This window comes from Methyloglobulus sp. (genome assembly GCF_046714055.1).
Classification (GTDB): Bacteria; Pseudomonadota; Gammaproteobacteria; order Methylococcales; family Methylomonadaceae; genus Methyloglobulus.
Window position 1 is genome coordinate 1 of sequence record NZ_JBKKBJ010000222.1, and the last position, 26,042, is coordinate 26,042.

General features: G+C 47.3%; 22 protein-coding genes and 1 pseudogene. 1 reads left to right on the forward strand and 22 read right to left on the reverse strand.

Annotated features, from left to right (window positions below; all coding sequences use genetic code 11):
• The 16 genes from ACLQ6D_RS13375 to ACLQ6D_RS13450 all read right to left on the reverse strand — a co-directional run.
• Positions 1-200 (reverse strand): InlB B-repeat-containing protein (locus tag ACLQ6D_RS13375; RefSeq protein ID WP_411727836.1); only part of this gene is annotated, 200 nt, incomplete at its 3' end.
• The gene (locus tag ACLQ6D_RS13380) at positions 106-321 is read right to left on the reverse strand and encodes a hypothetical protein (RefSeq protein WP_411727817.1); all 216 of its coding nucleotides are present in this window, start codon (positions 319-321) and stop codon (positions 106-108) included. The genes ACLQ6D_RS13375 and ACLQ6D_RS13380, both read right to left, overlap by 95 nt.
• A gap of 12 nt (positions 322-333) precedes the next feature.
• Entirely contained in the window at positions 334-2,673 is a 2,340-nt protein-coding gene (locus ACLQ6D_RS13385; protein ID WP_411727818.1) for a DUF6531 domain-containing protein, read from the reverse strand.
• Between the two features lie 87 nt (positions 2,674-2,760).
• Positions 2,761-5,241, reverse strand: coding sequence for a methyl-accepting chemotaxis protein (locus ACLQ6D_RS13390; RefSeq protein WP_411727819.1), 2,481 nt, complete (start codon positions 5,239-5,241; stop codon positions 2,761-2,763).
• A 229-nt stretch (positions 5,242-5,470) separates the two neighbouring features.
• Complete coding sequence (locus tag ACLQ6D_RS13395) at positions 5,471-9,103, reverse strand: response regulator (protein WP_411727820.1); 3,633 nt, start codon at positions 9,101-9,103, stop codon at positions 5,471-5,473.
• Complete coding sequence (locus ACLQ6D_RS13400) at positions 9,100-9,642, reverse strand: chemotaxis protein CheW (RefSeq protein WP_411727821.1); 543 nt, start codon at positions 9,640-9,642, stop codon at positions 9,100-9,102. Before ACLQ6D_RS13400 ends, ACLQ6D_RS13395 begins: the two co-directional genes overlap by 4 nt.
• A gap of 75 nt (positions 9,643-9,717) precedes the next feature.
• A complete protein-coding gene (locus ACLQ6D_RS13405) occupies positions 9,718-10,080 on the reverse strand; it encodes a response regulator (protein WP_411727822.1) in 363 nt (120 codons plus the stop codon).
• Between the two features lie 30 nt (positions 10,081-10,110).
• Positions 10,111-11,124, reverse strand: coding sequence for a response regulator (locus tag ACLQ6D_RS13410; protein ID WP_411727823.1), 1,014 nt, complete (start codon positions 11,122-11,124; stop codon positions 10,111-10,113).
• Positions 11,125-11,621: 497 nt separating this feature from the next.
• Positions 11,622-11,987, reverse strand: coding sequence for a roadblock/LC7 domain-containing protein (locus tag ACLQ6D_RS13415; protein ID WP_411727824.1), 366 nt, complete (start codon positions 11,985-11,987; stop codon positions 11,622-11,624).
• A gap of 32 nt (positions 11,988-12,019) precedes the next feature.
• Entirely contained in the window at positions 12,020-12,667 is a 648-nt protein-coding gene (locus tag ACLQ6D_RS13420; protein WP_411727825.1) for a hypothetical protein, read from the reverse strand.
• A 3-nt stretch (positions 12,668-12,670) separates the two neighbouring features.
• A complete protein-coding gene (locus tag ACLQ6D_RS13425) occupies positions 12,671-13,207 on the reverse strand; it encodes a GTP-binding protein (RefSeq protein ID WP_411727826.1) in 537 nt (178 codons plus the stop codon).
• 13 nt (positions 13,208-13,220) lie between these two features.
• The gene (locus tag ACLQ6D_RS13430; RefSeq protein ID WP_411727827.1) at positions 13,221-14,711 is read right to left on the reverse strand and encodes a hypothetical protein; all 1,491 of its coding nucleotides are present in this window, start codon (positions 14,709-14,711) and stop codon (positions 13,221-13,223) included.
• On the reverse strand, positions 14,698-15,417 hold the full coding sequence (locus ACLQ6D_RS13435) for a FimV family protein (protein WP_411727828.1): 720 nt from the start codon (positions 15,415-15,417) through the stop codon (positions 14,698-14,700). The genes ACLQ6D_RS13430 and ACLQ6D_RS13435 overlap by 14 nt, the downstream gene beginning before the upstream one ends.
• Positions 15,418-16,288: 871 nt before the next feature.
• Entirely contained in the window at positions 16,289-16,678 is a 390-nt protein-coding gene (locus ACLQ6D_RS13440; protein WP_411727829.1) for a hypothetical protein, read from the reverse strand.
• Positions 16,679-16,681: 3 nt separating this feature from the next.
• Positions 16,682-17,038, reverse strand: coding sequence for a hypothetical protein (locus tag ACLQ6D_RS13445; RefSeq protein ID WP_411727837.1), 357 nt, complete (start codon positions 17,036-17,038; stop codon positions 16,682-16,684).
• A gap of 741 nt (positions 17,039-17,779) precedes the next feature.
• Positions 17,780-18,259, reverse strand: coding sequence for a polymorphic toxin type 44 domain-containing protein (locus ACLQ6D_RS13450; protein ID WP_411727830.1), 480 nt, complete (start codon positions 18,257-18,259; stop codon positions 17,780-17,782).
• A 626-nt stretch (positions 18,260-18,885) separates the two neighbouring features.
• Between ACLQ6D_RS13450 and ACLQ6D_RS13455 the strand changes: the two genes are divergently transcribed.
• Positions 18,886-20,034 carry an IS4 family transposase gene (locus ACLQ6D_RS13455; protein WP_411727831.1) on the forward strand — a complete coding sequence of 383 codons (1,149 nt, stop codon included), beginning with the start codon at positions 18,886-18,888 and terminating at the stop codon, positions 20,032-20,034.
• A gap of 147 nt (positions 20,035-20,181) precedes the next feature.
• Here ACLQ6D_RS13455 and ACLQ6D_RS13460 read toward each other — a convergent pair whose 3' ends face one another.
• From ACLQ6D_RS13460 to ACLQ6D_RS13485, 6 genes and pseudogenes are all read right to left on the reverse strand, one after another.
• Positions 20,182-20,610 carry a hypothetical protein gene (locus ACLQ6D_RS13460; protein WP_411727832.1) on the reverse strand — a complete coding sequence of 143 codons (429 nt, stop codon included), beginning with the start codon at positions 20,608-20,610 and terminating at the stop codon, positions 20,182-20,184.
• A 138-nt stretch (positions 20,611-20,748) separates the two neighbouring features.
• Positions 20,749-21,387, reverse strand: a complete 639-nt coding sequence (locus ACLQ6D_RS13465) for a hypothetical protein (protein WP_411727833.1) — start codon at positions 21,385-21,387, stop codon at positions 20,749-20,751.
• An 18-nt stretch (positions 21,388-21,405) separates the two neighbouring features.
• Positions 21,406-21,813, reverse strand: coding sequence for a hypothetical protein (locus ACLQ6D_RS13470; RefSeq protein ID WP_411727834.1), 408 nt, complete (start codon positions 21,811-21,813; stop codon positions 21,406-21,408).
• Between the two features lie 60 nt (positions 21,814-21,873).
• Positions 21,874-22,434 (reverse strand): Imm57 family immunity protein, encoded by a 561-nt coding sequence (locus ACLQ6D_RS13475; RefSeq protein WP_411727835.1) that lies wholly within the window; start codon positions 22,432-22,434, stop codon positions 21,874-21,876.
• Positions 22,431-25,856, reverse strand: a complete 3,426-nt coding sequence (locus tag ACLQ6D_RS13480; RefSeq protein ID WP_411727838.1) for an InlB B-repeat-containing protein — start codon at positions 25,854-25,856, stop codon at positions 22,431-22,433. The genes ACLQ6D_RS13475 and ACLQ6D_RS13480 overlap by 4 nt, the downstream gene beginning before the upstream one ends.
• Positions 25,857-25,874: 18 nt before the next feature.
• Positions 25,875-25,994: pseudogene (locus ACLQ6D_RS13485) on the reverse strand (InlB B-repeat-containing protein); the annotation flags it as partial.
• Between the last annotated feature and the right edge of the window lie 48 nt (positions 25,995-26,042).

The window sequence follows — 26,042 nt, forward strand, 5'->3', positions numbered from 1 at the left end:
ACGGTCAATAATTTGACGGGCACAAAGCTGGCGGTGACCGTTTTTGCCGCGCTCATGGTCACGGAGCAAGTAATCGCTGTACCGGTACATGCGCCTGACCACGCGCTAAACTTGGAACCGGCGCTTGGTGTTGGTGGTAAAATTGAAGTTGCAGGTGCCGCCGCAGTTGATGCCAGCGGGTGAGCTGGTGACGGTGCCAGTTCCCGTGCCAGATTTGGTGACGGTGAGCTTGACGGTGGCGGCCTGGGCGATGCTTGGGGCTAACAATGCCGCAAGCAGGGTAAATACGAGTAAAAAGCTGGCTTTTGCAGTCGATTTCATGTCGGCAACCCCTTATTGCGGCAACACAAGGTTTTGTAGGCGCGAGAGCGCGTCATACACCTTGGTTTGGCTGCGTACGAGCTGGCCGTTGGGGTCGGTGAGGTCTTCTTTGGTGCGGTTGCCCATAGCGTCCAGGGTGTAAGTGCGGGTGTTGCCCAGTTGGTCTTTGACTTCAATCAAGCGGTAGGCGTTGTCATAGCGGTAGGCCAGGTAAGCGCCATTGGGTTGGGTGATGCGGGTCATCAAGCCCACTGGATCATAGCTGTAAGTGGTCAATTCACCGCTTACGTCCATAGATACCAGCCGTTGGCGCACATCGTAGGCCATGGTCATCGTCAGCCCGTTCGGGTCGATGACGACTTCGAGCGACCCGTGTGCGGAATAGCGGGTGATGCGGGTGGTATGCCCCAGGGCATTGGCAACCTGTTTCAGTTGTCCCCGGCAACCCAGGTGGCCGCCAGTACAGGCGGCATCTTCGGGGTAATAGTCGTATGTGGTAAGGTCGGATACGTCGGTGCGCGGGCCGTCTTCGACCTTTTGCAATAATATGCCGGATGCAGAGTAAGTATACGTTGTGTTCCAGCTCCGGGTCTTATTGGTGACGAGGTCTTTTAGGCTGTTGTGGGTGATGTTGCCCTTGCTGTCATAGCTGTAAGTCGTCTCCAAGCCCGGCTCGGCGGTTTTGGTGGGCAAGCGGAAGCTGGGATGCCATTCGGTGGTGATGGTGCGGGTTTGCGGGGTATTCGCCCCTGCCGCCGTCAGCCCTTCGGTGCGGCTGGTTTCGAGGTTGCGGGCCAAGTCGTTGCTGTAATTGGTGCGGTGGCCGTTGAAGTCGGTGCGGCTGGCGACGTTGCCGTTGGCATCGTAGGTGACATTGCTGGAGGCGACGCTACAGCCGGAACCGCCGGGCTGGTCGGTTCCGGCGCTTTTGAGTACGTCTAGGACGGTGGTGAAATGGGTGGTACGCACGGAGCCTAAGGGATCGGTGACACTGGTGTTGCTGCCATCGGCACTATAGGCCATGCTGTACTTCTCTACACCACCAATGGCATGTTCGGTGGAAATGGCCTTGCCGTTGGTGTCGTATTGATAAGTGGCATAACGCCCCCCGTTCTCGTCGATGATGCCGGTGAGGGCGTTAGGTTGTAGAACGCCTGCGGTATTGACCAATTCCCCGGTGTCGCTGCCGTAGATGTAGATTTTCTTGGGGTTGTTCGTTAAATCTGCCGGCGTGTCGTCGGGGTAGGTGACGGTCTTTAAGTTGCCGTTAGCATCATAGCCATAGCGTGTGATGTTGCCGGTCGGGTCTGCCATTGTGGTCATTTGTCCAGCGCTGTTGTAGGTAAAGCTGAGGTTGCGCCCGAAATTGTCGGTTACTTTGATGAGTAGTCCGGCATAGGGTGCAACCGAAGTTGGGGTGGCTACCGGACAAGTGGCGCTCACTGTCGTGCAACTGTAGGTCAAGGTTTGGGTCAGGCCTTTTGGATCGGTAATAGACAATAAGTCACCGACTGCATTGTAGTCTTCAACTGTATTGTCCAAGGTGGTCACTGTCCAGCCGGTGCGGACACCAGCGGTCAGGACTTCCTGTAATCGGTAATCGACATCGGCATCGGGTTGCCATGCACTGGACACGGGCTTGAAAATGAAGGATTGACCGTTGTCGAGCGTTAATTTGACCTCAGTGGCAGGTGTTTGGTAATAATTATGCGGTGGAGTGACGCTCAGACCTTGGTAATAATTATGCGACCAAGCTAAACCTAAAGGCTTAAGGGTAATTCCCAATATGCCGAAAGTGGTCTGGTACTGATAGCTAGTCTTGCTGTTGTAATGCCGGGTAAACTGCAAGGCTGATGACCCCCTCGCTTGATAATCGATTTCGTCCGTGAATTTATTACCGGTAATGAAGTTGATGGGATTTCCTGCCTTGGAACAGTTATCCCCAGATGAATTTTTGGGGTTATCGGTAGGTAACATGCAGCTAGGAATATTACAAAAACCGAAATATTGCCCGGCTGGATAAATATTTGGATTATTAGGGTATTGAAGAGTAGTGACAAAAGCCCAGGGGTACTCTGAGGTGGAACAAGAATATTTAATGCCAGGGTATGTAGAAGAATAGTAAGCAGCGTCTTCTATAGCCATTGCCATACAGGATGCCCAGGCCTCTCCGATTGTTGGATAGTCGCCTGGTGCGGCAACGACGGGCGATATTACCGCAACCGTAAACAGTTTGAACATGACCGCGTACGGCGCAATACGCTGTGCTATTGTCACCCTACGGGTTTCTCTCGGTTGTCTGGTCCGGCATTCGATTGTGTTTGCCTTGCCTGTTGCTTCGATTCCTTGCATTGTGAGTGTTGCAGAGAACTTGATAATTAATGTTCATAGCGCAAATTCGCTACGTACTTATATTTCAAATCTTGCAAAATTCGATTGCTATGCTGCCTCGGCTTCCCGATCTTTGGGCAGAGTAAACACGCCTACTGACTGCACTAAATTACCGGAAAACCCCACCAATCGATCAGTTTGCACACCTTGATCCTTTAGCTGTTGAAAGGTTTCAGCACTGGATTTTTGGATTAGCATTGAACGTTCCTTTAACTTCTGGGTCGTTTCGGCCTGAGCCTTGGAATTATCGGCGATACGTTGGACCAATTGCACTAACTCAGCGGTGGTTTCCCTGGTTTCCCGCATTTCGCTACCGGCCTGTTGGGCAAGGGTCGTCCCTTGCACCACTTGGCTGATAGCGTCGTTCATAGTGGTTACTGTGTCGGCTGTTTCGACCTGGATATTGTTGACTAGGTTGGAAATCTGCATAGTTGCCTCACGGGCGTTTTCTGCGAGCTTTTGTACTTCGTTCGCAACGACCGCAAATCCTTTACCGGCTTCACCGGCTGAGGCTGCGTGCATGGACGCATTCAAAGCGAGAATATGGGTACGTTCAGCAATTCCGTTAATGATGGTCACGACGGAACCAATTTCTTGCGAACGTTCACCCAGACGCTTGATCCGTTTTTCCGTTTCGCGGATAGTGTCGCGGATGGAAGTGATACCTTGCACGGTACTTAGTACAGTCACCTGCGCCTTATCGGTGTTTAGGATGGCTTTGGTCGCGGCTTCGTTGCAAGAAAGCGCCAGTTTAGCAATATCCAGCATGACTTCAGATGCCGCGCTGAGCTCGACAGCGGATCGTTCGACTTCGCGATTTTCTTCTGCCGCATTTTCAATTACGGTATCGGACTGGGCTTTTACTTGCTGTGACACACTGGCTACGTTTCCGGCGATCTGCACTACCCTTTTCAAAACCTTGGCCGTCTCATCGGAAAGATAGTTCAAAGCGTCACCCACTGGACCGGTAATGTCGTCCGCCACTGGCGCTTTCACAGTTAAATCCCTTTGGGCAAGTGCCGCCACCGCTTCCAACAAGTTGATGATGGAGTTGTTCAAGGTTTCGTTCTCGTGCTGAATCTTGGCGCTAACCGTCTCCCGCTGGTCCACCATGGTGTCGAACTGGCGCGCCAACACACCGATCTCGTCCAAGCTCTGTATATTGGCACGCACTGTGCTGTCGCCGCTTGCCAGTTGTCGCATAACGCCAACCAGATGCTCGACAGGCCGTGTCACACTCAGCGAGACGAAGTAAGCAATAATCAGTGAGATGATTGCCAACGCCAAAATTCCGCCTGCTACAATCAGCAAATCCTTAAGCAAACGGGCTTTTCTGGTTTCTATGAGTTTTCCTAGTTGCTCTAGCGTCGAGGTGTTTAACAGGTATAGCCCGACAACGGTTGACTTTATATCACCGTTATAAGTCTTGGGATCGTAGTTGAACGATTGCTTACCAAGAATTTCACTTTCTGTTAATTTAGCTATCTTATCTAAGCGATTCAAGGTTTTGGTCACTAACGATTGCAGCGCATCCTTCGCGGTCTCATTTTTGTCCAAGGTTTTTTGCAACTGCTCAAAACCTTCTTTTTGGTTAGATTTTGCGAGCGACAGTAAAGATGTGATTACCGCGCGTTGCGCCGAGTCGGCTTGTTTGAGCGCCAACAACTCGGTTCCAATAGCATCCGTCCTATCTAGCGCCTCGGCTAATTTTGGCATTGCGTATAAACCTGACCGCATCATGTAATAGGAATCGGCGTTGGGATCCAACGCCAAGCCTGTGAAATCGGCTATCCTGTCGGTTAATGCAAAGTAATCATTCAATACATTGGTATGGGCAGCAATGGATTCTGGCGTGGTAATTTTCCCGCTTTTAACCTGATCCAGCAGTGCCTGCCAATGGGTTTTGGCATTGCCCCAATCTTTGGCAATAGACGGGTTATTAAGCTGGACATTGATCAAGGGATCCAAGGCCGACATCGCATCGGTGATTTCTTTTAGTTTCGAAACCCGTGCTGTCGAACTTGCGGCATCACCACCTAAAGCTGGCGAAGTCAAAGCGCGATGCTGCTGCGTCAATTGCACAAGTTTTACCATGCTGAGGGTGGGGTCTATACCCTTCAACTCCGAATTAGCGTAGGTGATGTCTTGTTGCATGCGGGCAACATAAAAACCGAGTGGGATCGCCACCATGATTAACGCGAGTACACCGAGGATCAAGAACTTCTGGGACAACAACAAGCGGCTGAATAAGTCAGCTTCTTCGCGTCCTTCATCCTCTTCGATTGCTTGGTCTTCGATGGCTTGCGGTACTGGTTCGTAGTAGTGCCTGCCACCATAATCGTCGTCCGTAGGGGATTCTTCCCTGAGAAAATCCGACTGTTCATCTTCCGTTCGCACCTCCGACGCCTTACCGCCTTCAATACTGATATTTTGACGTGCAAGTTCACTTCGACGTTCGTATGCCCGACTAATTTCCTCCGAAGTCCAGCCTTCCGTGTTGATTTCTTCTAAAACATGTTCTTCATTCATGACGTGTTGTTCCTTAATGTAAGATTGTTTTAACGCTTAAAAAAGATGGTTTCATTTAATGGATTAGTTTGGTCCGTTAACAATAATGCTTCATTGAACATACCCCTGCCTATTCCAGAAGGAATTGATGATTATGACTTAATGCTAATCAGTAAACCTTACAAACCTAGTCTAATTTGTCAATATTAACAAGTGACTAGGCTTGTTTTTGCGACTAGCTTCACAAAAGCTACGCAATATTCTGTACTTGCGCGTTTTCTGCCGCCAACTCCATTAAGGCTTGCATTTCGGTTAACAGATTTTCTTCGCGCACTGGCTTGGTGATGTAGGAATCGACACCGGCATCCTCAGCCATTTTCCGGTGTTTTTGCGTAGTCCTCGACGTTATCATAATGACCGGCAGCGATTTTGTTTTGGCGTGTGTGCGGATGTGCGCTGTCAATTCAATACCGTTCATCCGTGGCATTTCGAGGTCTGTTAGGACAATATCTGGCCTAAATTGCGCGAGTATCTCCGTGGCTTCAATGCCGTCCCGCGCACTCCTTACCCGGTAGCCGGCATCGTTCAAAAGCTGTTCCAGGGCGCGGCGTTGGCTAAGTGAGTCATCCACCACCAAAACCGTAGGTAACATGGAGGAGGGTTCGGCTATATCCAGCGGCTCGGTAGAATCACCCGTGATCTTACGGGCAGGTGCCCTGAGCAGTTGAGGAATATCCAACACGGGTGTAACAGTGCCATCCCCTAAAATGGTCGCTCCGATGTATCCGGGAATCTTTCCGAAATACCGACCTAATCCTTTTATCACCGCATCCAAGGTATCGTAAATGGCATCGATCAACACGGCCGTTGTTTTATCTTCATCCTGAACTAACAAAATCGCACCGTATGGGCGAAGAACCTTACGATGGTCGGGGATGTGCAATAAATCGATCAATCTGACCGCCGAGTAAGTATTGCCCTCTAATAACAATGTTTCTTTGCCGTCTTCTATGACAACCTCGCCCACAGCGGAATAAACGATCTGGTGGATACCTTTAGTGGCAATCGCCACCCGATATCGGCCCACGAAAGTTAACAGCGCGTAAGTCATGCTAAGCGGCAGCGGAACCCGTAGTTCAATGAGCATACCGCGCCCTTGCACGGAATCCAGCCTAAGCGTTCCCCCCATATTGACGATCTGGGTACGCACCACATCCATACCTACGCCGCGTCCCGAAGTCTGCGTCGAAACAGTGCGAGAAGAAAAGTTGGGGCGCAATATAAAGCGTTTTAATTCTTCTTCGGAAATGTCTTGTCCCGGCTGTACTATCCCCCGTTTTTCAGCGGCTGCACGGATAGCGCCATAATCCAGTCCGCGTCCGTCGTCACGGCAGCGAACCAAGATATTATTGCCTTCACGATCGAACTCGAAAGTTAATCGACCGCTGCCAGGTTTTCCCTGTGCCAAACGCTCGTCCGCGCTTTCGATACCGTGATCGACAGCATTACGCAATATGTGCATCATTGGATCGACCAAGGAATTGAGGGTGTCTCCGTCAATCTTGATAGAATCGCCTTTCAGCGTCAGGTCGCTTTGTTTTCCAGTCATACGGCAGGTCTGCCGAAGGCTTCTTTGCAACCTTGGGGCAACCGTGGAGACAGCCACCAGGCGAGTTTGCATGACCACTTCCTGAGTATCGACCGCCATACGTTGCTGGGTCTCTAAAATCTCATTGACCCTATCCAACTCCTTATTGACGTCCAAACTTATTTCCCGTGCGTCAATAGCAGCCTCGGCCATTCGGCGGCTGGCAGTATGTAGCTCGTTGTATTGATCCATTTCCAGCGCATCGAAGTCTGTGTCGGCAGCGCCGAAAGATCGGCCAGTCAAATCTTTGAGATCGATCAACTGTTCCAATTCCGCGCCAAGTTCTTGCAACAGGGAAAATTGTACTTTCATGGCTTGCAATTGTTTTTTCATCCGGCGCATGCCTTCATTCGCCTGGGAGTTGAGGATAATGCTTTCGCCCGAAAGCCTGAATAAGTCCTCAATCTGCTCGCTTGTGACCCTAACCATCGTCACTTGCGCCTGTGATGGTGCATCGTTTTCGCTGCTTTCGGCCACATCGCCGAATGCCGCTTGTGTTTCAGGTAGGCTTTCTTCAGTATCTGCGTCAGGTAGCCCGTCCTTATCGATCCGGTTTGCCCAATCAAGTATTTCCTGCAATACGGCTTTTGCATCGCTGGGCGGTGAATTGGTGCCTGAGAGCGCCTCACTCATGCCCTCCAAACAGTCAGATGCATTAATCAGCGAGTTGGCTAAGGCACGTCCAGGAAGTTTTTGCTCACTGGCACAGGCGATCAAAATATCTTCCAAATGGTGAGTTAATACTGCAATGCCTTTAATGCCCACCGTATTTGCGGAACCTTTAAGTGTATGAGCAACCCGCTGCGCCAGTTCCACATCCTTTTCATTGCCTCCCAAATGTAGGCGTTGGACAGCTTCAGAAAATTGCTGCGTCTGCACTGGCAGTTCTTGCAATAAAAGATCCAGCAATTCTTGATTAGCATCACCTGGCAGGGCAAGCGAAACGTCTTCATCGGTGGCAATTTCTACGCGTACAGCTTCGGCTTGTTCGCCTACGTCGGAGCTTTCGGTACGAATCTGCAACAGGATGACCGCCAATTCTTCGAAAGACAGGGGCAAAGCCCATTGCTCATCCGTTAATCCTGTAACGATCAATTGCCCCGAACTGCTTTCATTGAATGAAGGCAAATACTCTTGGACTTGGCTTAACCATTCCAGCAATAAATCGAGACGTTCTTTTGTAAAGTCCTCGATATGGCCAAGAAAGTCTTGAATATTCAAGTTAATATGTTCAGATATCTTTGCTAATCCGCCAAATCCAGCAGTTTTGGACGCATTGGCAAAACGCTCCAGTTCGTCCCCTGCCTCTTGAAGCCCATTCAACGCCGATTCGTTATTGCCGATGGCTATGCCTTTCAGACGGGAACGGACTTGTTCGGTCTCCATTATCAACAAGTCAACTAACTCTTGCGCGACTCGGGAGACTGGCGCGGATGATTCTTTGCCGCTAACTTTGGCTTCTTTTGCTTTTGGCGATGATTCTCCTATGGTGATTTGCTCTGGAATGTCTGTATTTGCTGCCGCCTCAGATACAAGCTGTTCTTGCAGCATGGCAAATTCATCATCCCCCATCGGTATTTTCAGCCCTGGATGACGGAGGAAGTTGATGATGGCTTCCGCTCCACTTTTCGGATCGTTACGGTAGCTGGTTAACAGCCCAGACCAATCGGAAAGTGCCGAAATTAAGCCCAAATTTACGGCAGCGCCTTCGTTGATGATTTCCCGTAAGGATTCTGCCAACAACAGATTGACATCTTGGAGTGCATATAAGCCTTCGGTAGCCGCTTGGTCGGCAAGTTGTTCAACATTTGCGACTTGTTCTTCAGAAACGTGTGCAGAACTATTTGCTGCGGCAACAGATGAAACCGGTAAGCCATTAGCAGCTACGTCTGCGTCACGGCAAAGCTGTTGCTCGAGCATAGTAAATTCTCCGTCCGCCATGGGAATTTTCAACTCTTGACAACGAAGATAGTGAATCATATCTTTAGCCGTTTGCTTAGGTTTATCCCAGAATTTTTCAAACAAATCAGACCAAACGGCAACTTTGGACGATAAACCTGAACCTGCCCGAAATTTATTGCCTAACTGTAATTCCCGTAGCGCCTCAGCCAGCACCAGATTTGCATCTTGCAAGCCGTAGTAGCCATCTTGTGCCGACAGATCGGCAAGTTGCTCAATAATAGCAACGGGATCACCGAAAAATTTTTCCGGTGTGATCTGAAGTTTTTGTTTCATATCGCCATCTCCTCCGTTGTGTATTGGTGATGTCCCAACGCCTTAAACAAGTCTTCTAATTTGACATCAAGCCAAACTTGACCGTTTTGCTCATAACCGCCAGTCACAAAGCGTTGCAGAATTTGCGGTAGCTCTGGTAACTCTTTAAGTGGCTGCAAGGATGCCCTGTCTTTGATCTCTGGAAAGCTGTCTATCCAGAGCGCTACCGCTTTATCACCCCGGTCTATGGTAAATAGACGGCGTTTTTTATTACCGACAGCTTCTTCTAAAACCACAAGCAAATCGAAAACCGATACTAGATTTCCTCGTAAATTAAGTATTCCGTTTACCCAAGGTTGGACGTTAGGCAACGCATTGACTTGTACTTTATCCAATACTTCGCAATATAAGGTTGTGGACACTAAAAACCCAAAACTACCGATACGAATCCCGAAAACGGGCTCTATTTTAGCTTCCAGCATTGCCACAGAATCTTCTGGCTGAAACATCGGAAGGTCAGTTTTGGTAAGTTCGACCACTTTAAATTCGTCTATAGGCATTGATAATTGCTCGACATGATTGTTAATAGTTATGCTCGAGTTGTTGAGTCCAAGGTCGGGCTCTACAACATCCTGTTAGAGCGCCCCTAACTTGTCTATGACCTCTTTGGATTCATAGGGCTTAGCGATCAAATCCTTCGCGCCCTGCATTTGGGCCCACACACGATCAGCCTTTTGTTGCTTGCTACTGACAAAAATAACCGGAATGTGCTTGGTTTCAGGATCGTCACGCAAGGTGCGGCATGCGGCATATCCGTCCATTCCGGGCATCACGATATCCAGGAAAATGACATCAGGTTTTTCCGATTTGGCTTTTTTGACGACTTCTTCTCCTGAACTCGCTGTAACCAAATTGCAATTGGTGCCCTCCAACGCATTTTTCAGGTTCGCCAGATCAGTTGGGGAATCGTCACAGATTAAAATTGTTTGTATCGCCATAAAATTGCCCTGTTAAGATTAAATATAGAATTAAGATACTTTCAGATTTTTTTGCTTTTCCAGCCAAGTTAGCACCCTGATACTGAGCTTTTGGAATGCTTCTTGCTGAACCGGCTTGGTTAGGTAAGTTGTACAACCCGCGATGACACCCTTAACCTCGTCTAAGGGCGAGGTCTTTCCTGACACCATGATGATGGGCGTTTTTTTGTACTCCGGTTTTTTTCGAAACCGGGTACAGGTTTCATAACCGTCTATCCCCGGCATCATAACGTCCAGGAAAATGAGATCGTATTGCTTGGTATCCGCTTTCTGTATTGCGCTTTCACCGCTATCGGCAAAATCAATCAAACTGATTTGTGGTAGCGTGGCAAGGTTAAGCTCCAGCGATTTTTGAATGGCGATGCTATCATCCACCACTAACGCACTATAACCGCCCATATTTACTGGCCTTACCGTCGGTGGAGACGTTATTGGTATAACGTTGCCTGTCTGATTGGCTTGTACTTGCGGCGCGGGTTTTTCTTCAACTTGCGGCGGCAATACCCTTGGAATCTCTTGCGGCTGAGCAGAAGCCGATTCAGAAGGTGGCAATTGACCTGAAACCGCCACAGTAGGAAGGGGTGATTGGGTTGAAAACACCTCGGAAAGTGGCGATTGATCTGAGACCGTTTCGGCAAATGGCTCTAAGGAAACCTTATCAAGGGTCGTTAACACCCTAGCGGCAAACAGCATGCCACGAATATGGTAGGGTGGCGGTTCAAGTAAAGCCCCCCGACTTACCGCAACCACTTGGATTTGCGGATGGGTTGCCAGTAGCGTATCTTTTTCTCTCAGTGCTTCCGCATCATCATAATTGACCAGAAGAATATGACTACGTGCATTATCAGAGGGATTTGCTGTGACATATGTGCGCCCAGCCCGCGCAACTTGAAAAAATCGGCTGAAACTTTCTTCATCCGCAACATTAAAGCCGATAAGCCCTACCAGCAACTGACGGGGCTCATGCTTATCTATACCTTCAAACTGTAGATTATTGTGTTCCATGATTGCTGTAAAACTTATTCGACTTTTGTTAAATCTGCGTCCAAAACCCCTGTGCTTGAATCCGCAAAGTATGCAGTTACCTATTACTTAAAAGTATTATTTAGGATTGATTATTAATGACAGGCTATGGTATTAAGCGTAGTTGATAAACTGTTTTTATCAATACATGGCTTGATTTAATTTTGTGAAAGTCAACAAAAAAAGAGGTATTGAAGGGTGTTTCAATATTCCTGCAAGAATAGAATGGACTGGGCGCTTATTATTTACAACCCATTGGTTGGGTCAGATGCCATGCCTAATACTATATCGACCTGCGTTAATACCTTCTCTTAAAGAGAAGGCATTTTTAGAGATGCTGGTAATCTAGAAAGAAAAACAATCAAGCATAAAAAATCGCGTCCCCTAATCGAAGGGGAGACGGATATTTTGTCTTTCGTTGATTTCTTCTATACGTATGCTGAAAACATAAAAAGGGTTAGTTTAGTTACACCCTTCGTTTATTCCAGCAAACCAATAATGCTCTCAGCCGCTCGCTTTACATCCAGAAAAATCAAGCCTAATTTTGCATTAGGTTTGGCTAGCACTGTCAATACGGCTTCTGTACCGGCATAAGTCATCAAGACATAACCTTTGGCACCTTTAATCAACACCTGCTCCAAGGTTCCCCTGGCTAATTCCTGAGCCGTCCTGTCACCCAGTGAAAGCATAGCAGCACTCATCGCGCCCACGCGGTCTTCATCCATATTAACGGGCAATACGGACGCGATCATTAATCCGTCAGTTGAAATAATGCCTGACGCTTCGATATCCGCTGAAGTTCCATTTAGGTCTGTCAATACAGAAGTTAGCAAGTCTGCTCGCATGATTTTTCCTCTTTAATTATAAAATAAAATACTTAAGTTTGGCTGCCTTCCGCGTAGCGGATAGACAAAGCCCAAACCAGATTAACAAATTCCGGTTGATTAAAATGGGGAACCCCGGAAATGACAATAATGAAACGGTAGCTACCGACAAACAAAGGCCAAAAGCCGAGCTGACTGTTGCCGAATACATCGACCAATGCCCACGACTGGCTGGCTACGCCCAAATTCTTTATCAACACGCCAGAACGACGCTCATGTACGGTTGCAAGCTCGGCGCTGAGTCCTGATAGCTCTTCGGCCACTTCGTGCGGAAAGCCGTGGCTGGCAAGATAAAAACCCTGCATATCGGCCAGTAACACCTTGCCATTTTCTGACATTTTACTAAGCAAGCCAGGCAGGATCTTTTCAAGTAGATCGGACGGGTATTGGCGTTTAACGCTTAACCCTTGCACCCAACCCAGCTTCTGGCAACGGTACAGTAACTCACAGCATTTTTGTGGGTCGTCCATACCCATCAATTGTTTCAGATTCTCGAGATTTAACGTCTTTGTTTCCGGTTGTTGGAGCGTCTGCCTGATAAATTGCCGAGGTTTGTCGGCATCGTTTGCACAAACAGCATAATAAGCCCCGGCTGGCGTAGGGCATAAATAAAGGCCATCAGTTAACGTATATTTACTCATAAATTATTCCACTAGGCCTGGGTCTAATGAGTACAGCAACGATTGTACTAACAAGGAGACATCGTTCTTGACTCTCGCGTCAACGGCGAAAATGGGCGGTTTCAAATCTGAAACTTTTAATTGGGCATGATAATCGGCGATAGTCGGTTTATTGCTGATATCCATTTGCGTGATACCGATAGCGACATTGGTTTCAGCAATAAATTTCTTGAACGATTCCAAAAAGAACCACATATCCTTGAATGGATCGGCTCTCGTGTTATCCAGCAGCAAAACTAAGCCAATACCGCCGTTGACCAAGATATCCCACATAAAGTCGAATCGCTCTTGGCCCGGAGTCCCATATAAGTGAATTTTCTCGCCATCCTCAAGATTCATAATGCCGTAATCCATTGCGACCGTTGTCGCAGACTTTCTGGATTTAGTCATGTCACTGGCCGAAGCATCAGTTTTTACTGGCGGAATATCACTGATGGAGTGTATAGCTGTGGTTTTTCCGGCACCGACGGGGCCGGTAAAAATAATTTTAAATTGCGTCATGTAATGTATGCCTTTATGTCTTGTTACCGCGTAATTTGCTCATGATGCGCCCCAACAATCCTTGACCTTTGCTTGGCGTAACAACCGGGGGCTGTACTAGACTATCGGCCAGCCTTCTGGCCTGACCAACTAAACTTACCGAGTAGGCAGCACTGACAAATACAAAAACATATTGTGGCTTGATGTTGAGCATTTCCGCGACATTGATCATGGTTCTAGGGCCTTGGATAAGCAAAGCCGCGATTCTGAGTGCATGTGGTGTAATCAGGAGCCGGGTAAAATTAGGCCAGCTTCTTAAATAAATCGGGTGCCTGTAATCAATATCCTGAGGATAGCGCCCCTTTGATGTCCAGCAGGCCAATTTCCACAAAAATGCATCCATACTTTGAAACTTATCCAATGCACCGCCTAAATTCATCGCTTTAGGGTCAATAGGGGTGATAGCTATTTTTGGCGCTATGGTTTTATATTTGAGCTTGATTCCGGCAAAGGCACTTAATTCAGAATCACGCGCATCAAGCCAGATTTCCTCCGTATATGGAAAGATAGTGATGGGACGCCAGCCGGATTGCAGCAATAAAGCCCGGCCTTTTGTCCGGCAAGCAGCAAAAGCAGATTGAACATAACCCTGAAAGTAGTCTTTTGGACTGTAACAGGCGTTAATTATTTGCCCAGGGTCATTAACGTCAAGGTCCGAAATTGAGCCGATATAAGCATGAAAGCCTTTTTCGTCCAAGCGCATCGCGGTTTGATGCTTGGACGTTTTTTGGCGTTCCTGGTTAATTAAAAACGTTTTGAGTTCTTGCTTTTCAGGTTCGTCCTGATCGGTTACTGACGTTGTAGATTCCTGTTTTTCAGCCGTTTCGTCCACCTGTTCCTCAAATATTTCAGCAATCGGTTTCGGTTCAGGAGAAACTTGTGCGGGCGTAGCCATTTGATCTTCAGGCGTTTTACTGTGTCCGTCCTGATCATTTACTGGCGTTTTGGGTTCTTGTTTTTGGGGGGTGTCCACTCGCCGAAGTATTTCGGCAGCACCAGTTTTCGCTACCGGGTCATCCCAGGTGGTCGTTGCAATGTAACCAAAAAACTCATCATTAAAAAGATCGATCAAATCATTTTCAACCGCTTCAGTTGCCGCGTCTTTATCTAGTTCGGTTGTCTTTTTTGAAAGTTCATCTGCTAAAGTTTTGGCCTGATTCAAAACGAGTAACATATCGCTCGTTTTGACAGGTTTTTTTATGTGCAAGATTCCATCGTGTGCAAAATCCTGTAACGATAAAACAATTACAGGTTTTAACCTGTTTTCCTGCAAACACTGCACTAATAATTTTTTTGAAACAGGCGCATCTGCATCAAAAACATCAACATCTGCATCTTTTGCTATATTCACCACGATTGCCGCGCCTTTGCAGGGCCCCTGCAAAAACAACATCATGGTTTTTACAACACGGGCATCCATTGCATGAAGCGCAAGTTTTAATGGCCTTGTGTTATTTTCCGTCATTGTTCAAGCCAACAAAAAAATCATGGAGTTGCTTCCATTCAGGGGGCAAAATCAACCTTTTGCGGGACAACTCCTCAAATGTCCTGTTAAACCGGATTTCGTCACGGATGGAACGGAAGAGCAATAATAATTCGTTATGCAATTCCATTCTTTCGGGCTGCACCAATATGGCTTGTTCAAGGATGTGAATTGCATTATCAATTTGACTAAATTCAACATAATCTCGCGCCAAAGCCAAAGGATCGTATTCTTCCTCATTGCTGTTTTCGTTTAGTTGCAAGAGTGCAGTTGCCGACCACAATCCTTTGGTAAAAACTGAATAACGACTTCCGGGCAACAGATCCATGCTCGAACTTTTGCTGTCGAGGTGGTTGGTTAATACTTGAAACTGATTTTCAGTCAGCCTCGATTTAGATCCGATAACCATTCGCTTGCCTAACGCCTGACCGTTTCTTTTTAAGACGACCAATAAATCAACAAGGGCACCAAAAAGCTGTTCATCGAGATAATTTTGGAAACAATAATAAATCCGTTCCATGTGGGCTTCCAAACAACTAGACTCCTTGGAAACTTGAAAAACTAGCCGCTCCAAATCTTTTTCGGCTGACCCATCGCACCATTCATAGAAGCCGGCAACCTCTGTATTTGAGAAAAACCTTATAACTGAGGATTCAGTAATACCCTCACAATCGGCGCATGTAATCATAGGCGTACTTAGCAAATAGATAACTGTTTAACCGAATTAAGTATAGTTTCTTTTTTACAAACTGGTTATTCGCCAAAGGCTAGTTATACCAATCCCAATAAGTTCTCATTGAAACCTTCTCCAGAGGGAGAAGGCCAGGATGAGGGGATTCATATAGCAACTTATTGGGATTGGTATTACTTTGATTGATCAATCTAAGAAACCAAATACGACTATATCGCGTTGATATCGCACTAATGCCATGGCAACCAGCATGAAGGTTACAGTCACTACAGTCCACACGATCTTTTTCATGTGCTTTCTAAAATTTTGGATCAAGACCGCGAGGCCTGTAGACCGAGCACACAGATTGAAATGGTTTAATTAAACAGGACACTTCTAAAGACAGAATTATAATGTCATCAGAGGTGAACATGAACAATCAAAATAAACATAAACGACCCAAATACACTCTTGAATTTAAATAGTTGCAGGCATGGGGTCAGGTCTTGCAAAACAACATTTAATTGAAAGCAAATAACAATAGGATAGTGTGGCATTGCAAGACCTGACCCCATCTTTTGTATCCCGTCACGCGGAGGCATACATCCCAACCCAAAACCCATGCCCGGAAATGTCCGGGGCATAACCAGCATTATAGGCCTCGTTTATGGCGGATTGCTCACGCGAATCCGCCTTACGGGTTACGGGTTAGTCCGACTCAACCTCAAAAACATCTATCTTGTAAATTATCTTTTTTTCATCAAAGTAAACCGTTATCCCAGAATAAATGTCAGTAACTCCAGAATTCGATTGGCTTTTCTGGTATGAAAATGAATATTCGAGAGTATTAACGCTTATTTTGTTAGGTTCACCGTACTTGCGAAGCATATTATCCATCTTCTGTCCAATCCAACTTAGGCGAAAAATATTCATCCGTATATTCGCCACTATTAACCACAGATATCTCATACTCCGTGATTATGTCCCAACCTCCCATAGCACCAGAATCCAAAGATAACAAATATCTATGGCTGCCTCTATTCACTATCAGACAAAGAGAATTAAACGAACCATCAGCATCCTTTTTTTTCTGTATTACTCCACCATGCCTCTCTTTGATTGAAATAATTGAAGTTTTTCCGATACTAATACCAGCTATTGTTCTATCCTCTTTGAACAGAGAACCTTTGTTCGTAGCCACATCTTCTGCAACAGCAACTAAATCACAAAAGATCGCCATAAAAGAAAAAACTAAAAGGATGAATTTTTTATTTAGCATTTTCTATTTCACTACCGTCACGGTAGCTCCCCCACCATCATTCTTATAAATGGTATTTCGCGTCTTTGGCCCACACACAATACAACCTTCAGAAGCATCGCCTGGTCTTTTGCTGCTATCACCATGCATTCTAAACGTAGTTGGATCGCGGCTCGTACCAAAAACCGAATTGCCTGGTAGGGGGTTTAAATAAATTGTGTCCCGCCCCGTATGTTTACTGTTATATCGATCACCTACTTTCCAATTGCCTCTAGGAGTTGGTCCTTTGCTTGCTTTGTCATTGCTATCTGGATTATTTTTATCAGTTCCTTGCTGGGGTTTTCGTTTGGCAGGCTGTCGCCGAAGGCTTCCGGTTCCCATGTCCACAGCGCCTTGTTGTCGCTGGGCCGCAAGTAATGGGGTCAGGTCTTGCAAAACAACATTTTATCTTTAATTGAAAGAAAATAAGGCATTGTTAATTTTGTATAGTTTTTCGTCTTTATATACTTGAAAAATAAGACCTAAAAATTGCAAACCTATACCTAATTACCAATGCCGAAAATAACAATAGAATAATGTGGTATTGCAAGACCTGACCCCATCTTTGGGATTGAATAGGCCAGAGGGATCAGTTAGGTTAACCGGGTTCCCCCCGACATAGCTATAAAGGTTAACGACACCTAAAATCGTCCTTAAGAATTAGAAAAAACAAATTTTATGTTGCTTGGTAGCCGATCTGTCCATCGACAAGCCTGTTTATCTGATGAGATCAGCTTTAAGGTATCGTCATTTCCCCATTGCCCCTTTAATGTTTGACTAGGAGGGTATGTTAAGCAAATCAAATTCTGTGGGGATAGATTGTCCGACGATGACTTCAAGACATAGAGAAGCGCCTCATACACCTCCCCGTCTTTACATACGTTATCTGCGCGTACGAGAACATATTTATTCTGAATAGAGGTCAATCGATAAAGTTCATTTATATGCTCTCCATCACATCTGGCCATCAGACCCCCAAGGAACAAAAAAGGAGATAGGTGGTAAGCAAGTACTATAACGGCTAATACCAATATATATCGAAACTTCAAATACTTCATGCATTATTCTCCAAATTAATGAAATTTATCTGCAAGTTAGGCATGTTAAATAAACAGAAATAGCATGTGCCATCGATCCAGCTTCGTTAATACTGCCGAGCACAGGATTAATAAAGTTAGGAGATCCATACATTCCGGAATAATAATCTCTCATTCCTTCCCGAATCCAGTGGCTATCAACAAAGTCGTCACCGCGTGACCCATTATCTAATGGGTTACCAAATTGTGAGGGGTTATTATTTGGCCCAGTGCACTGGTTGATTCCAGCTTCCCTTAATAATGTGGCGGGTGAAAATAATCCGGTTGCAGCTCCTACTATACCGTAATGGTAATTACCAAAGTCTGCACTATATCCTTGTTTTTTGAGATCCCACGGCCCACGGTTTCGGACGTAGTTGTAGAAAGTTAATGGGTTCAATATCCCATTTGCAATAGGCAAATTTGCTTGAATTATTGAAGCTGAAGCAGTTCGTAGGTTGGGCAGAGCGGTAGCGAAGCCCAACATTCAAGGCTTCGTTTATGTTGGGCTTCATTGCATTCAGCCCAACCTACGGCCCTAATGATCCATAGATATTCCCAAATATAATTGCTCCTTTCCGCCGGACGGGGCATGTTGCCCCGTTCGTAGGGTTTCAACGTGGCACAAAAATCCATCCATCGGCAAAACGTGAGTGACGGGGTAACATACCCCGTCACTCACGGCTAACCACGCCCTACAAATGGTGGTTTTTACCCGCCGTACGCGGTACGACCTTAAAACGGTCAACTAGCTCTTTGACTTTATCCACAGAGCTAGCTTGACCAAAAAAAAATTCAACAATGTCAGACTCAAATTTAATATTGAATAAAACAAAGCATTTTTCTGCTAAAAAATCTTCGAATTGATCTGCTAATTCCGAATTCTTAATGCAGGCATGGGGTCAGGTCTTGCAAAACAACATTTAATTGAAAGCAAATAATAATAGGATAGTGTGGTATTGCAAGACCTGACCCCATCTTTTGCAACAACATAAATCAATCGAGTCTGACCCACTGCTGTCCCACAGTTTAACAAGAAAGTCGGCCTAAGAATCCCGTGTTGGATTACAATGAGTTTACGACAACACATTGAAACACATAGGAACTTAGGCCATGCCACATTGTAATACAATCCTGTCCCAACTGCTCAAAATCGTGGGCAGACATGAGTTTGAAAAAATCGCGTCAGCGCACCACGAAGGCCAACGGCTGCGCAAAACCAGCCGCTGGTCACAGTTTGTCGCCCTCGCTTTTGGGCAATTGGGCGGACGGCAGAGCCTGCGTGACATTGAATCCAACCTTAACGCCCAGCGGCAATACAGCTACCACCTGGGCGGTACACCCATCACCCGTTCAAGTTTGGCCCGGCTGAACAGCCGACAACCCGCCAGTTGTTACGAAGCGTTGTTTTACCAACTGTATAACCGCTGTGCCAAGCATGCCCCCCAGCACGGTTTCCGGTTTAAGAACCCGCTTTATGCCCTGGACGCTTCGCTCATCGACTTGTCGCTCAAGCTGTTCCCTTGGTCGCATTACGCTTTGGGCAAGGGCGCAATGAAGCTGACCGTAGGGCTTGACTTACGTGGGCATCTCCCAGCGTTTGTGACGGTGACGGAGAGCAAGAAAGCAGACAGCGAATGCGCCAAACTGCTCACCTTGCCGAAGGGCGGCATCATCGTCTGCGACCGGGGCTACAATGATTATGGCTGGTATAAGTCATTGACGGGGCAAGGGGTTTTCTACGTCACCCGGCAACGCAGCAATGCCACGTATGAGGTCATTGGGCACCGTGCTGTCCCTGCAAAGTCCGGTGTCATCAGCGATTCGGTGATCCGCTACAACTCCCTGCGTTCCCGCCAGAAGCAACTACCCGATGTACGGCAAGTCGTCTACGTCGATGCCGACACACAAAAGCAATACACCTTCATCACCAACCACTTCAAGCTGTCGGCACAGACCATTGCGGATATCTACAAACAACGTTGGCAGGTTGAGCTGTTTTTTAAATGGATCAAGCAGAACCTTAAGATCAAATCATTCCTTGGCACCAGCAAGAACGCCGTCATGACCCAGATTTGGGTTGCCATGTGTGTCTATTTGCTGTTGGCGTACCTCAAGTTCTGCAACAAAGTACAAGCGTCCCTACAACATATCATCCGGCTGTTGGCACTGAATTTGTTTGCCAAACGCGACCTGATCAAGCTGATAAAGGCCGAACCGCCGCCCGATCAACAGCAGTTCGTGCAGGCGGCCTTATGGTGAGGCTAAACTGTGGGACAGCAGTGGGTCTGACCCCATTGATTTTTATCTTTAATTGAAAGAAAATAACAATAGGATAATGTGGCATTGCAAGACCTGACCCCATCTTTGTTTGCCATCTTTGTTATTCCCTAGTGAATATGATGGCTCTTAGCGGCATATATTTAGCTCATCAATATCACGAAATAATGGGTTATTTAGACTCTTATTTAGCTTGACTTGGAGTTTCGAATCCAATAAGTTTTTCGCTTTTTTAAAGCAAATCGGGTTTTCTGCGCATAGCGTCTCAAATTCTTCGGATAAAAACTCTTGTAGTTCAATAGGTGTATTCGATATGCGTACGAGACCAAGAAATTGGCTTGTTTTTTTGGCAGAATTACAAATGCGAGCATGATCTCGTGCTTTATATAATACCTTCCAGAAGTATTCTGGATTCTTTTGATAAATAACTGTACGAAACTTGATTACACAATCTAACTCAGATTTCGCCTTTTGGCATCCAAAGTCTTTGGCGTGAGCAGGCAGGGATGGCAGAAGGATGAAAATAAATAATAAAACTATATCTTTCCATCGCAACATTATTGCCCTCCCCGCTGGAGATTTAAGTTCAGCAAGGTAGCCCGTATGAAGCAGCGCGGAATACGGGGACATCGAAGCCACGATTGCCCGGATTCCGTTACACTCCATCCAGGCTACTCGCTACGGCCTTACGCGGTTTTAACACACGCTTTCTGAACGGTTTAAAACTAATTTCAATAAGATACTATTTTCAAATTTTGCTTGGATATTTGTGCATATATCATAATAAGGGGTTGTTTCTGAATTAAAACACTCTGTTCTTCCCTTCCAATAACTATAGGTTGGCTCATCTTTTTTCATGCTAACCTTATTGCAGAATGAATAATTGAAGTTATTGGTAACATCTTTCAAATTAAAACCAAGCTTATCCGAAAATTCACTTTTACTTTTCCCAATCAAGCTAGGGGGTATGCGATTATTTTTTACCTTTGCATTGCATTTTAGGTTTTTAGTAGGGTTGCTTTTTATCTGTATTTCTATCTGAGTAACGACATAATTTGGTTTGCCCGCTAATTCATTATTTGAACTAAATATGACTATTTGATCAATATTGTTCTGCGTAAATGCGTAGCAAATAGATGACCTTGAAGTTGCAGCATCACCCATATCTTCGATTTTGGCGTCCCCATACATTTTCTGTACATCATTCAAATTTTGTTTGCCAAGTTCAACGCCAAGTAATTTAGAGAAATAATCAGAATTTAAATTATCAGACGCTACAGAAATTATCGGCAAGACATTGATAATAAATAATAAAATTAATCTAATTCTAATCATATTTAATTGGTTGATTACTTACTTAATAACAGTAATTGCGCCACCCTCATTTACTAAAGTCTGGCGTGTATTCCGACCACAAATGATACATCCTTGAGATGCATCACCAGGATGCGCACGACTATCTCCATGAACTCTAAAGCTATTAGGGTCTCGATTTGTATTAAATACATCATTCCCAGACCTGGGACTTAAATCGATTGTTAAAGGCCCTTTGGAATTATCATGACCACCAATATCCCAATCGCCGCGAGGAAGGGGGCCATTGTTTTTGTCTCCTTGCTTGGCTGGGTCATCTCTTCCACCGCCACTTTGTGACCCAGCATAACAATTTTTATCATCAATTTTTGTCTTTCCAGTTTTGTCGTCATTACAAACAAGATGACCTGTACTTTGTTCATAAGTACATAACACTTTCAATCCCAACGGATCGGTTAGGTTAACCGGGTTCCCGCCGACATAGGCGTAAGTGTTTTAATGGAATTTTTATTGCTCGCAGCTTAACCTTGATTTAATCGCATTTAGCCATTCTTCTTGTGTTTTTTTAATCTCTGTTTCTGAGTGACACACTTGTTCGACCTTTACATCAACCACATTCGCTAGTTCCCGTTTTTGCAGTTCTACAAAAGTGGTTCTGCAACGATCAGCTATTTCCTTTGCTTTAAATCGTTTCAAACGAGTAGTTAGCTTTTCGCCGCGAAGACAAATTTGATCGCTAAGTCCCTCAGAACCTGCACCATCTAACTTTAACCCCAATAAATTAACAAGTGCATCAGAAGAAGCGTCGCTTCGGCTTACACCTATCAATCCAATTGCAAGTTCTAAAGCCCCAGTTTCTGGACATGTCAAAAGACATTTTTCTTGCTCCTTTCGAATCGAGACACTCAAAGCTCTTGCTAACTCAATAGTAATAACATTTTCTGCAAAGCTCACTTGTTGAGCATCGTTCGAAATTGAAGCTTTTAGGCTTTGGGCATTTGCGGGCAACGGCAAGAAAATACTCAAAAATATCAGTAGGCTAATGCGGTGAAAGAAATACATTTTCATGGCACAACCTGCAAAGTACTTCCTGGCTCAGCATCAATTAGTCTATTCAAATCCTGAATATCTTGCACTGTGCCAGTTACACATCCTTCCGAACAATATTTTTTTGGCCCAAGACCTGGGCCAAATGGGTATTTACAACTATGGGAACGGATTAGAGTACGGCCTTCAGTAGCATTTGTATTTGTACCAGGACAAGGTACTAACACTCTACCATTTGGTTTACCTGTCGTACCAGTTGTCCATTGCCAGCATCCAAGTGGAATAGGCCCATGACCTTTTATTGCAGTACATGTAGGATTGTTACGACATTGCTGACCACCACCATTATTCCCTGAAGCCACAGGAATATTGACAGGATTATTTTGTGGATTTACTGGTACGCAAACTAGCCCACCATTTGAAAAAGTTAATGTACAAGAAGCCAATCCTTCAGGATCAACCAAGTTAACCGGGTTCCCATTGACATATGCATACGTATTAATACCGCCCGCCAGCCCAATCGGATCGCTCTGGATATACCTGCCGTCCTTCGCATCATAATCCCTAAAGTAGTTGTAAAACAACCCCGTTTCTTGATCGTAGTATTGGCCGGGAAAGCGCAGGTTGTAGGCGAACTCGCCCAGGCCGCCGGGGTTTTCGTTGGGCGGGCTGTCGCCGAAGGCTTCGGGTTCCCACGCCCACACGGGCTTGTTGTCGCTGGGTTGGGTGATTTTGCGTGGCGTTGCCAGGTGGTCGGCTTGGACGTAGAAGACATCGGTTATTGTGCCTTGGCTGGCGTTGGGTTTCAGCACCGCTATCGGCAAGTTGCCCAGCCACACGGTTTCCTGGATGGCTTGTCCGGTTTCTCCGTATTCGCCTTGCAGTTGGCCTTGTTCGGTATAGGAGAACAAGGTGTTGGTGCCGTTGACGGTTTTCTTGGTGCGCTGGCCTAATGCATTGTAGGCGTAGCTGGCGTTGAGGTTGCTTGCGGTGGCGATGGTGCGCTTGCCTTGGGCGTTGTAACCGTAGCTTATCGTGCCGTCACTGGTCAGGTTTCCGGTCGGGTCGTAGCTGTAGGCGGTGGTTTGGCTGCCTGTTTTTTGCTGTAGCTTGTTGCTGCCGGGGTCGATTGTGCTGGTTTCTGCTGTTGTGTTGTCCAGTGTCTTGCTGGTGCGGTTGCCGCTGAGGTCGTAGCTGTAGCCCAGGCTGGTGAGGGTGAACGCGCCGATCTGGTTGCTTATCAGCCGGCCCAGGTTGTCGTAGCCATAAGCCTGGTCTAGTGTTGGGTCAACGTCATCGACAATGCCGGTTATCCGCCCTGCGGCATCGTGGCTGTAGTTGCGGAGCGTCGGCAGTTGGCCTTGGCTGTCAAAGCCTAAGCTGATGGCGATGGGCCTTCCGGCCAGGTCGTATTGCCGCTCGCTGGTGGTGCCGTTGCCCCATGTCCAGCCCGCGACCTGGCCGTCGGGTTCGTAGGCGATCTGGTCGATCAAGGGCTGGCCGTTGACGGTGATGGCCTGGACACGGTCATTGAGCCACACATAGCCGAGGGTGTTGCCGCCAGGGGTGGCGGTCTGTATTAGCTGGCCTTGGGTATTGTAGCTGTAGGCGGTGTTTTGGACGATTGTCCCTACGGTCTGTGCCTTGTTGGTGATGCGGCCATGGCTGTCGTAGTTGAGGGCGATTGTGCTGCCGCCGTTGGCAAGGCTGCATAGCCGCCCTATGCCGTTGGTGCAGGTGTCCCAGGTGTAGGTGATGGTTTGGTCTTCGTAAACCACTTGGGTAATGCGGTTTTGGCTGTCGTAGCTGTAAGTGGCCGTTTTACCCCTGGCGTCGGTGCGGGTCTTGAGGTTTCCGGCCTCATCATAGGTGTTTTGGGTAACCCCGGTGTCCGGGCTGGTCTGGCTCAACACATTGCCCAGGTTGTCCATCTGGTAGCTGGTCTCAAGGTTGCGGGGGTCGGTGACCTTTACCACTTGGCCTAGGCCGTCATAGTCTGTGTCGATTTGCCCCAAGGCGCTGCCGTTGACGGTGGGGTCGGGTTCAAGCTGGCGGATGGCTTGATCCAGGCTGTCGTATTGGGTTTGGCGGTTATGCCCCAAGGGGTCGGTGGCTTGGGTGAGGTTGCCGTTGGGGTCGTATTGGTAGGTGGAGACATTTTGTGTCGTGTTCAATAACGAAAATACGGCAGTGACCGATTGTGCTTGGGCCATAACCACGGCACAGGTGCTGGCCGTGCCGGTGCATGCGCCCGTCCAACCACCAAAAGTTGAACCCACGGACGGGGAAACGGTGAGCGTGACGGTCGTGTTCGGGTTGAAATTGGCCGTACAGCTTGCGCCGCAGTCGATCCCGGCTGGGGTGCTGGTGATGGTTCCCGTGCCTGTTCCTGATGTGGAGATGGTCAGTGCCAAGGGGATTATCGTAAAGTTGGCAGCGGCCGTTTGTGCCTGGGACATTGTTATGGTACAGGTGCTGGTTGTACCCGCACATGCGCCTGTCCAACCGTCAAAGCTCGATCCCGCCGTTGGGGTGGCGGTGAGCGTAATGTCGGTGTTCGGGGCGAAATTACCCGTACAGGTGACTCCGCAGTCAATTCCGGCTGGGGAACTGGTGATTGTTCCTGCGCCTGTGCCAGTCTTGTTTACGGTTAACGCTAGGGGTATTAAGGTAAAATTGGCACCAACATTTTGTGCCTGAGCCATTGTTACGGCACAAGTAGTCGCTGTTCCGGTGCAAGCGCCTGTCCAGCCGTCGAAGCTTGATCCGGCTGCTGGGGTGGCGGTGAGCGTAACGCTGCTGTTTTGATTGAAATTGCTTGTACAAGTGGCGCCACAGTCGATACCTGCGGGTGCGCTGGTGACCGTGCCTGCACCGGTACCTGTCTTGCTGACGATCAATGCCAATTGGACGGCGTTAAAGTTAGCTGTCACCGTTTGTGCAGCACTCATCGTCACTGTACAAGTAGCTGTTGTGCCCGTGCAAGCCCCAGACCAACCGCTAAAGGCCGAACCTGCGCTTGCCGCCGCCGTCAAGGTGACGCTGCTGTCCTGGTTGAAGTTGGCGGCACAAGTGACACCGCAGTCGATTCCGGCGGATGCGCTGGTGACCGTGCCTGCACCCGTGCCGGATTTAGATACAGTCAACTCCACTTGTATGACGGTAAAGCTGGCAGTGACTGTTTGTGCCTGAGCCATTGTCACGGTACAGGTCGTTGCCGTTCCTGTACATGCGCCCGCCCAACCGTCAAAGGTCATTCCGACTGCTGGTGCTGCCGTTAAGGTGACGCTGCTGTTCTGGTTGAAGTTGGCGGCACAGGTGGCGCCACAGTTGATTCCGGCTGGGATGCTGGTGATTGTCCCTGCACCTGTTCCTGCTTTGGTCACGGACAACTGGACTGGAATTGGCGCAAAACTGGCGGTGGCGGTTTTTGCCGCGCTCATGGTTACTGCACAAGTGGTTGTTGTTCCTGTACATGCCCCAGACCAGCCAGTAAAGGTCGATCCGGCGGTTGCTGCCGCTGTCAAGGTGACGCTGCTGTTCTGGTTGAAGTTGGCGGCACAAGTCGCACCACAGTTGATCCCGGCTGGAGAACTGGTGACGGTGCCTGCACCTGTCCCCGATTTGGT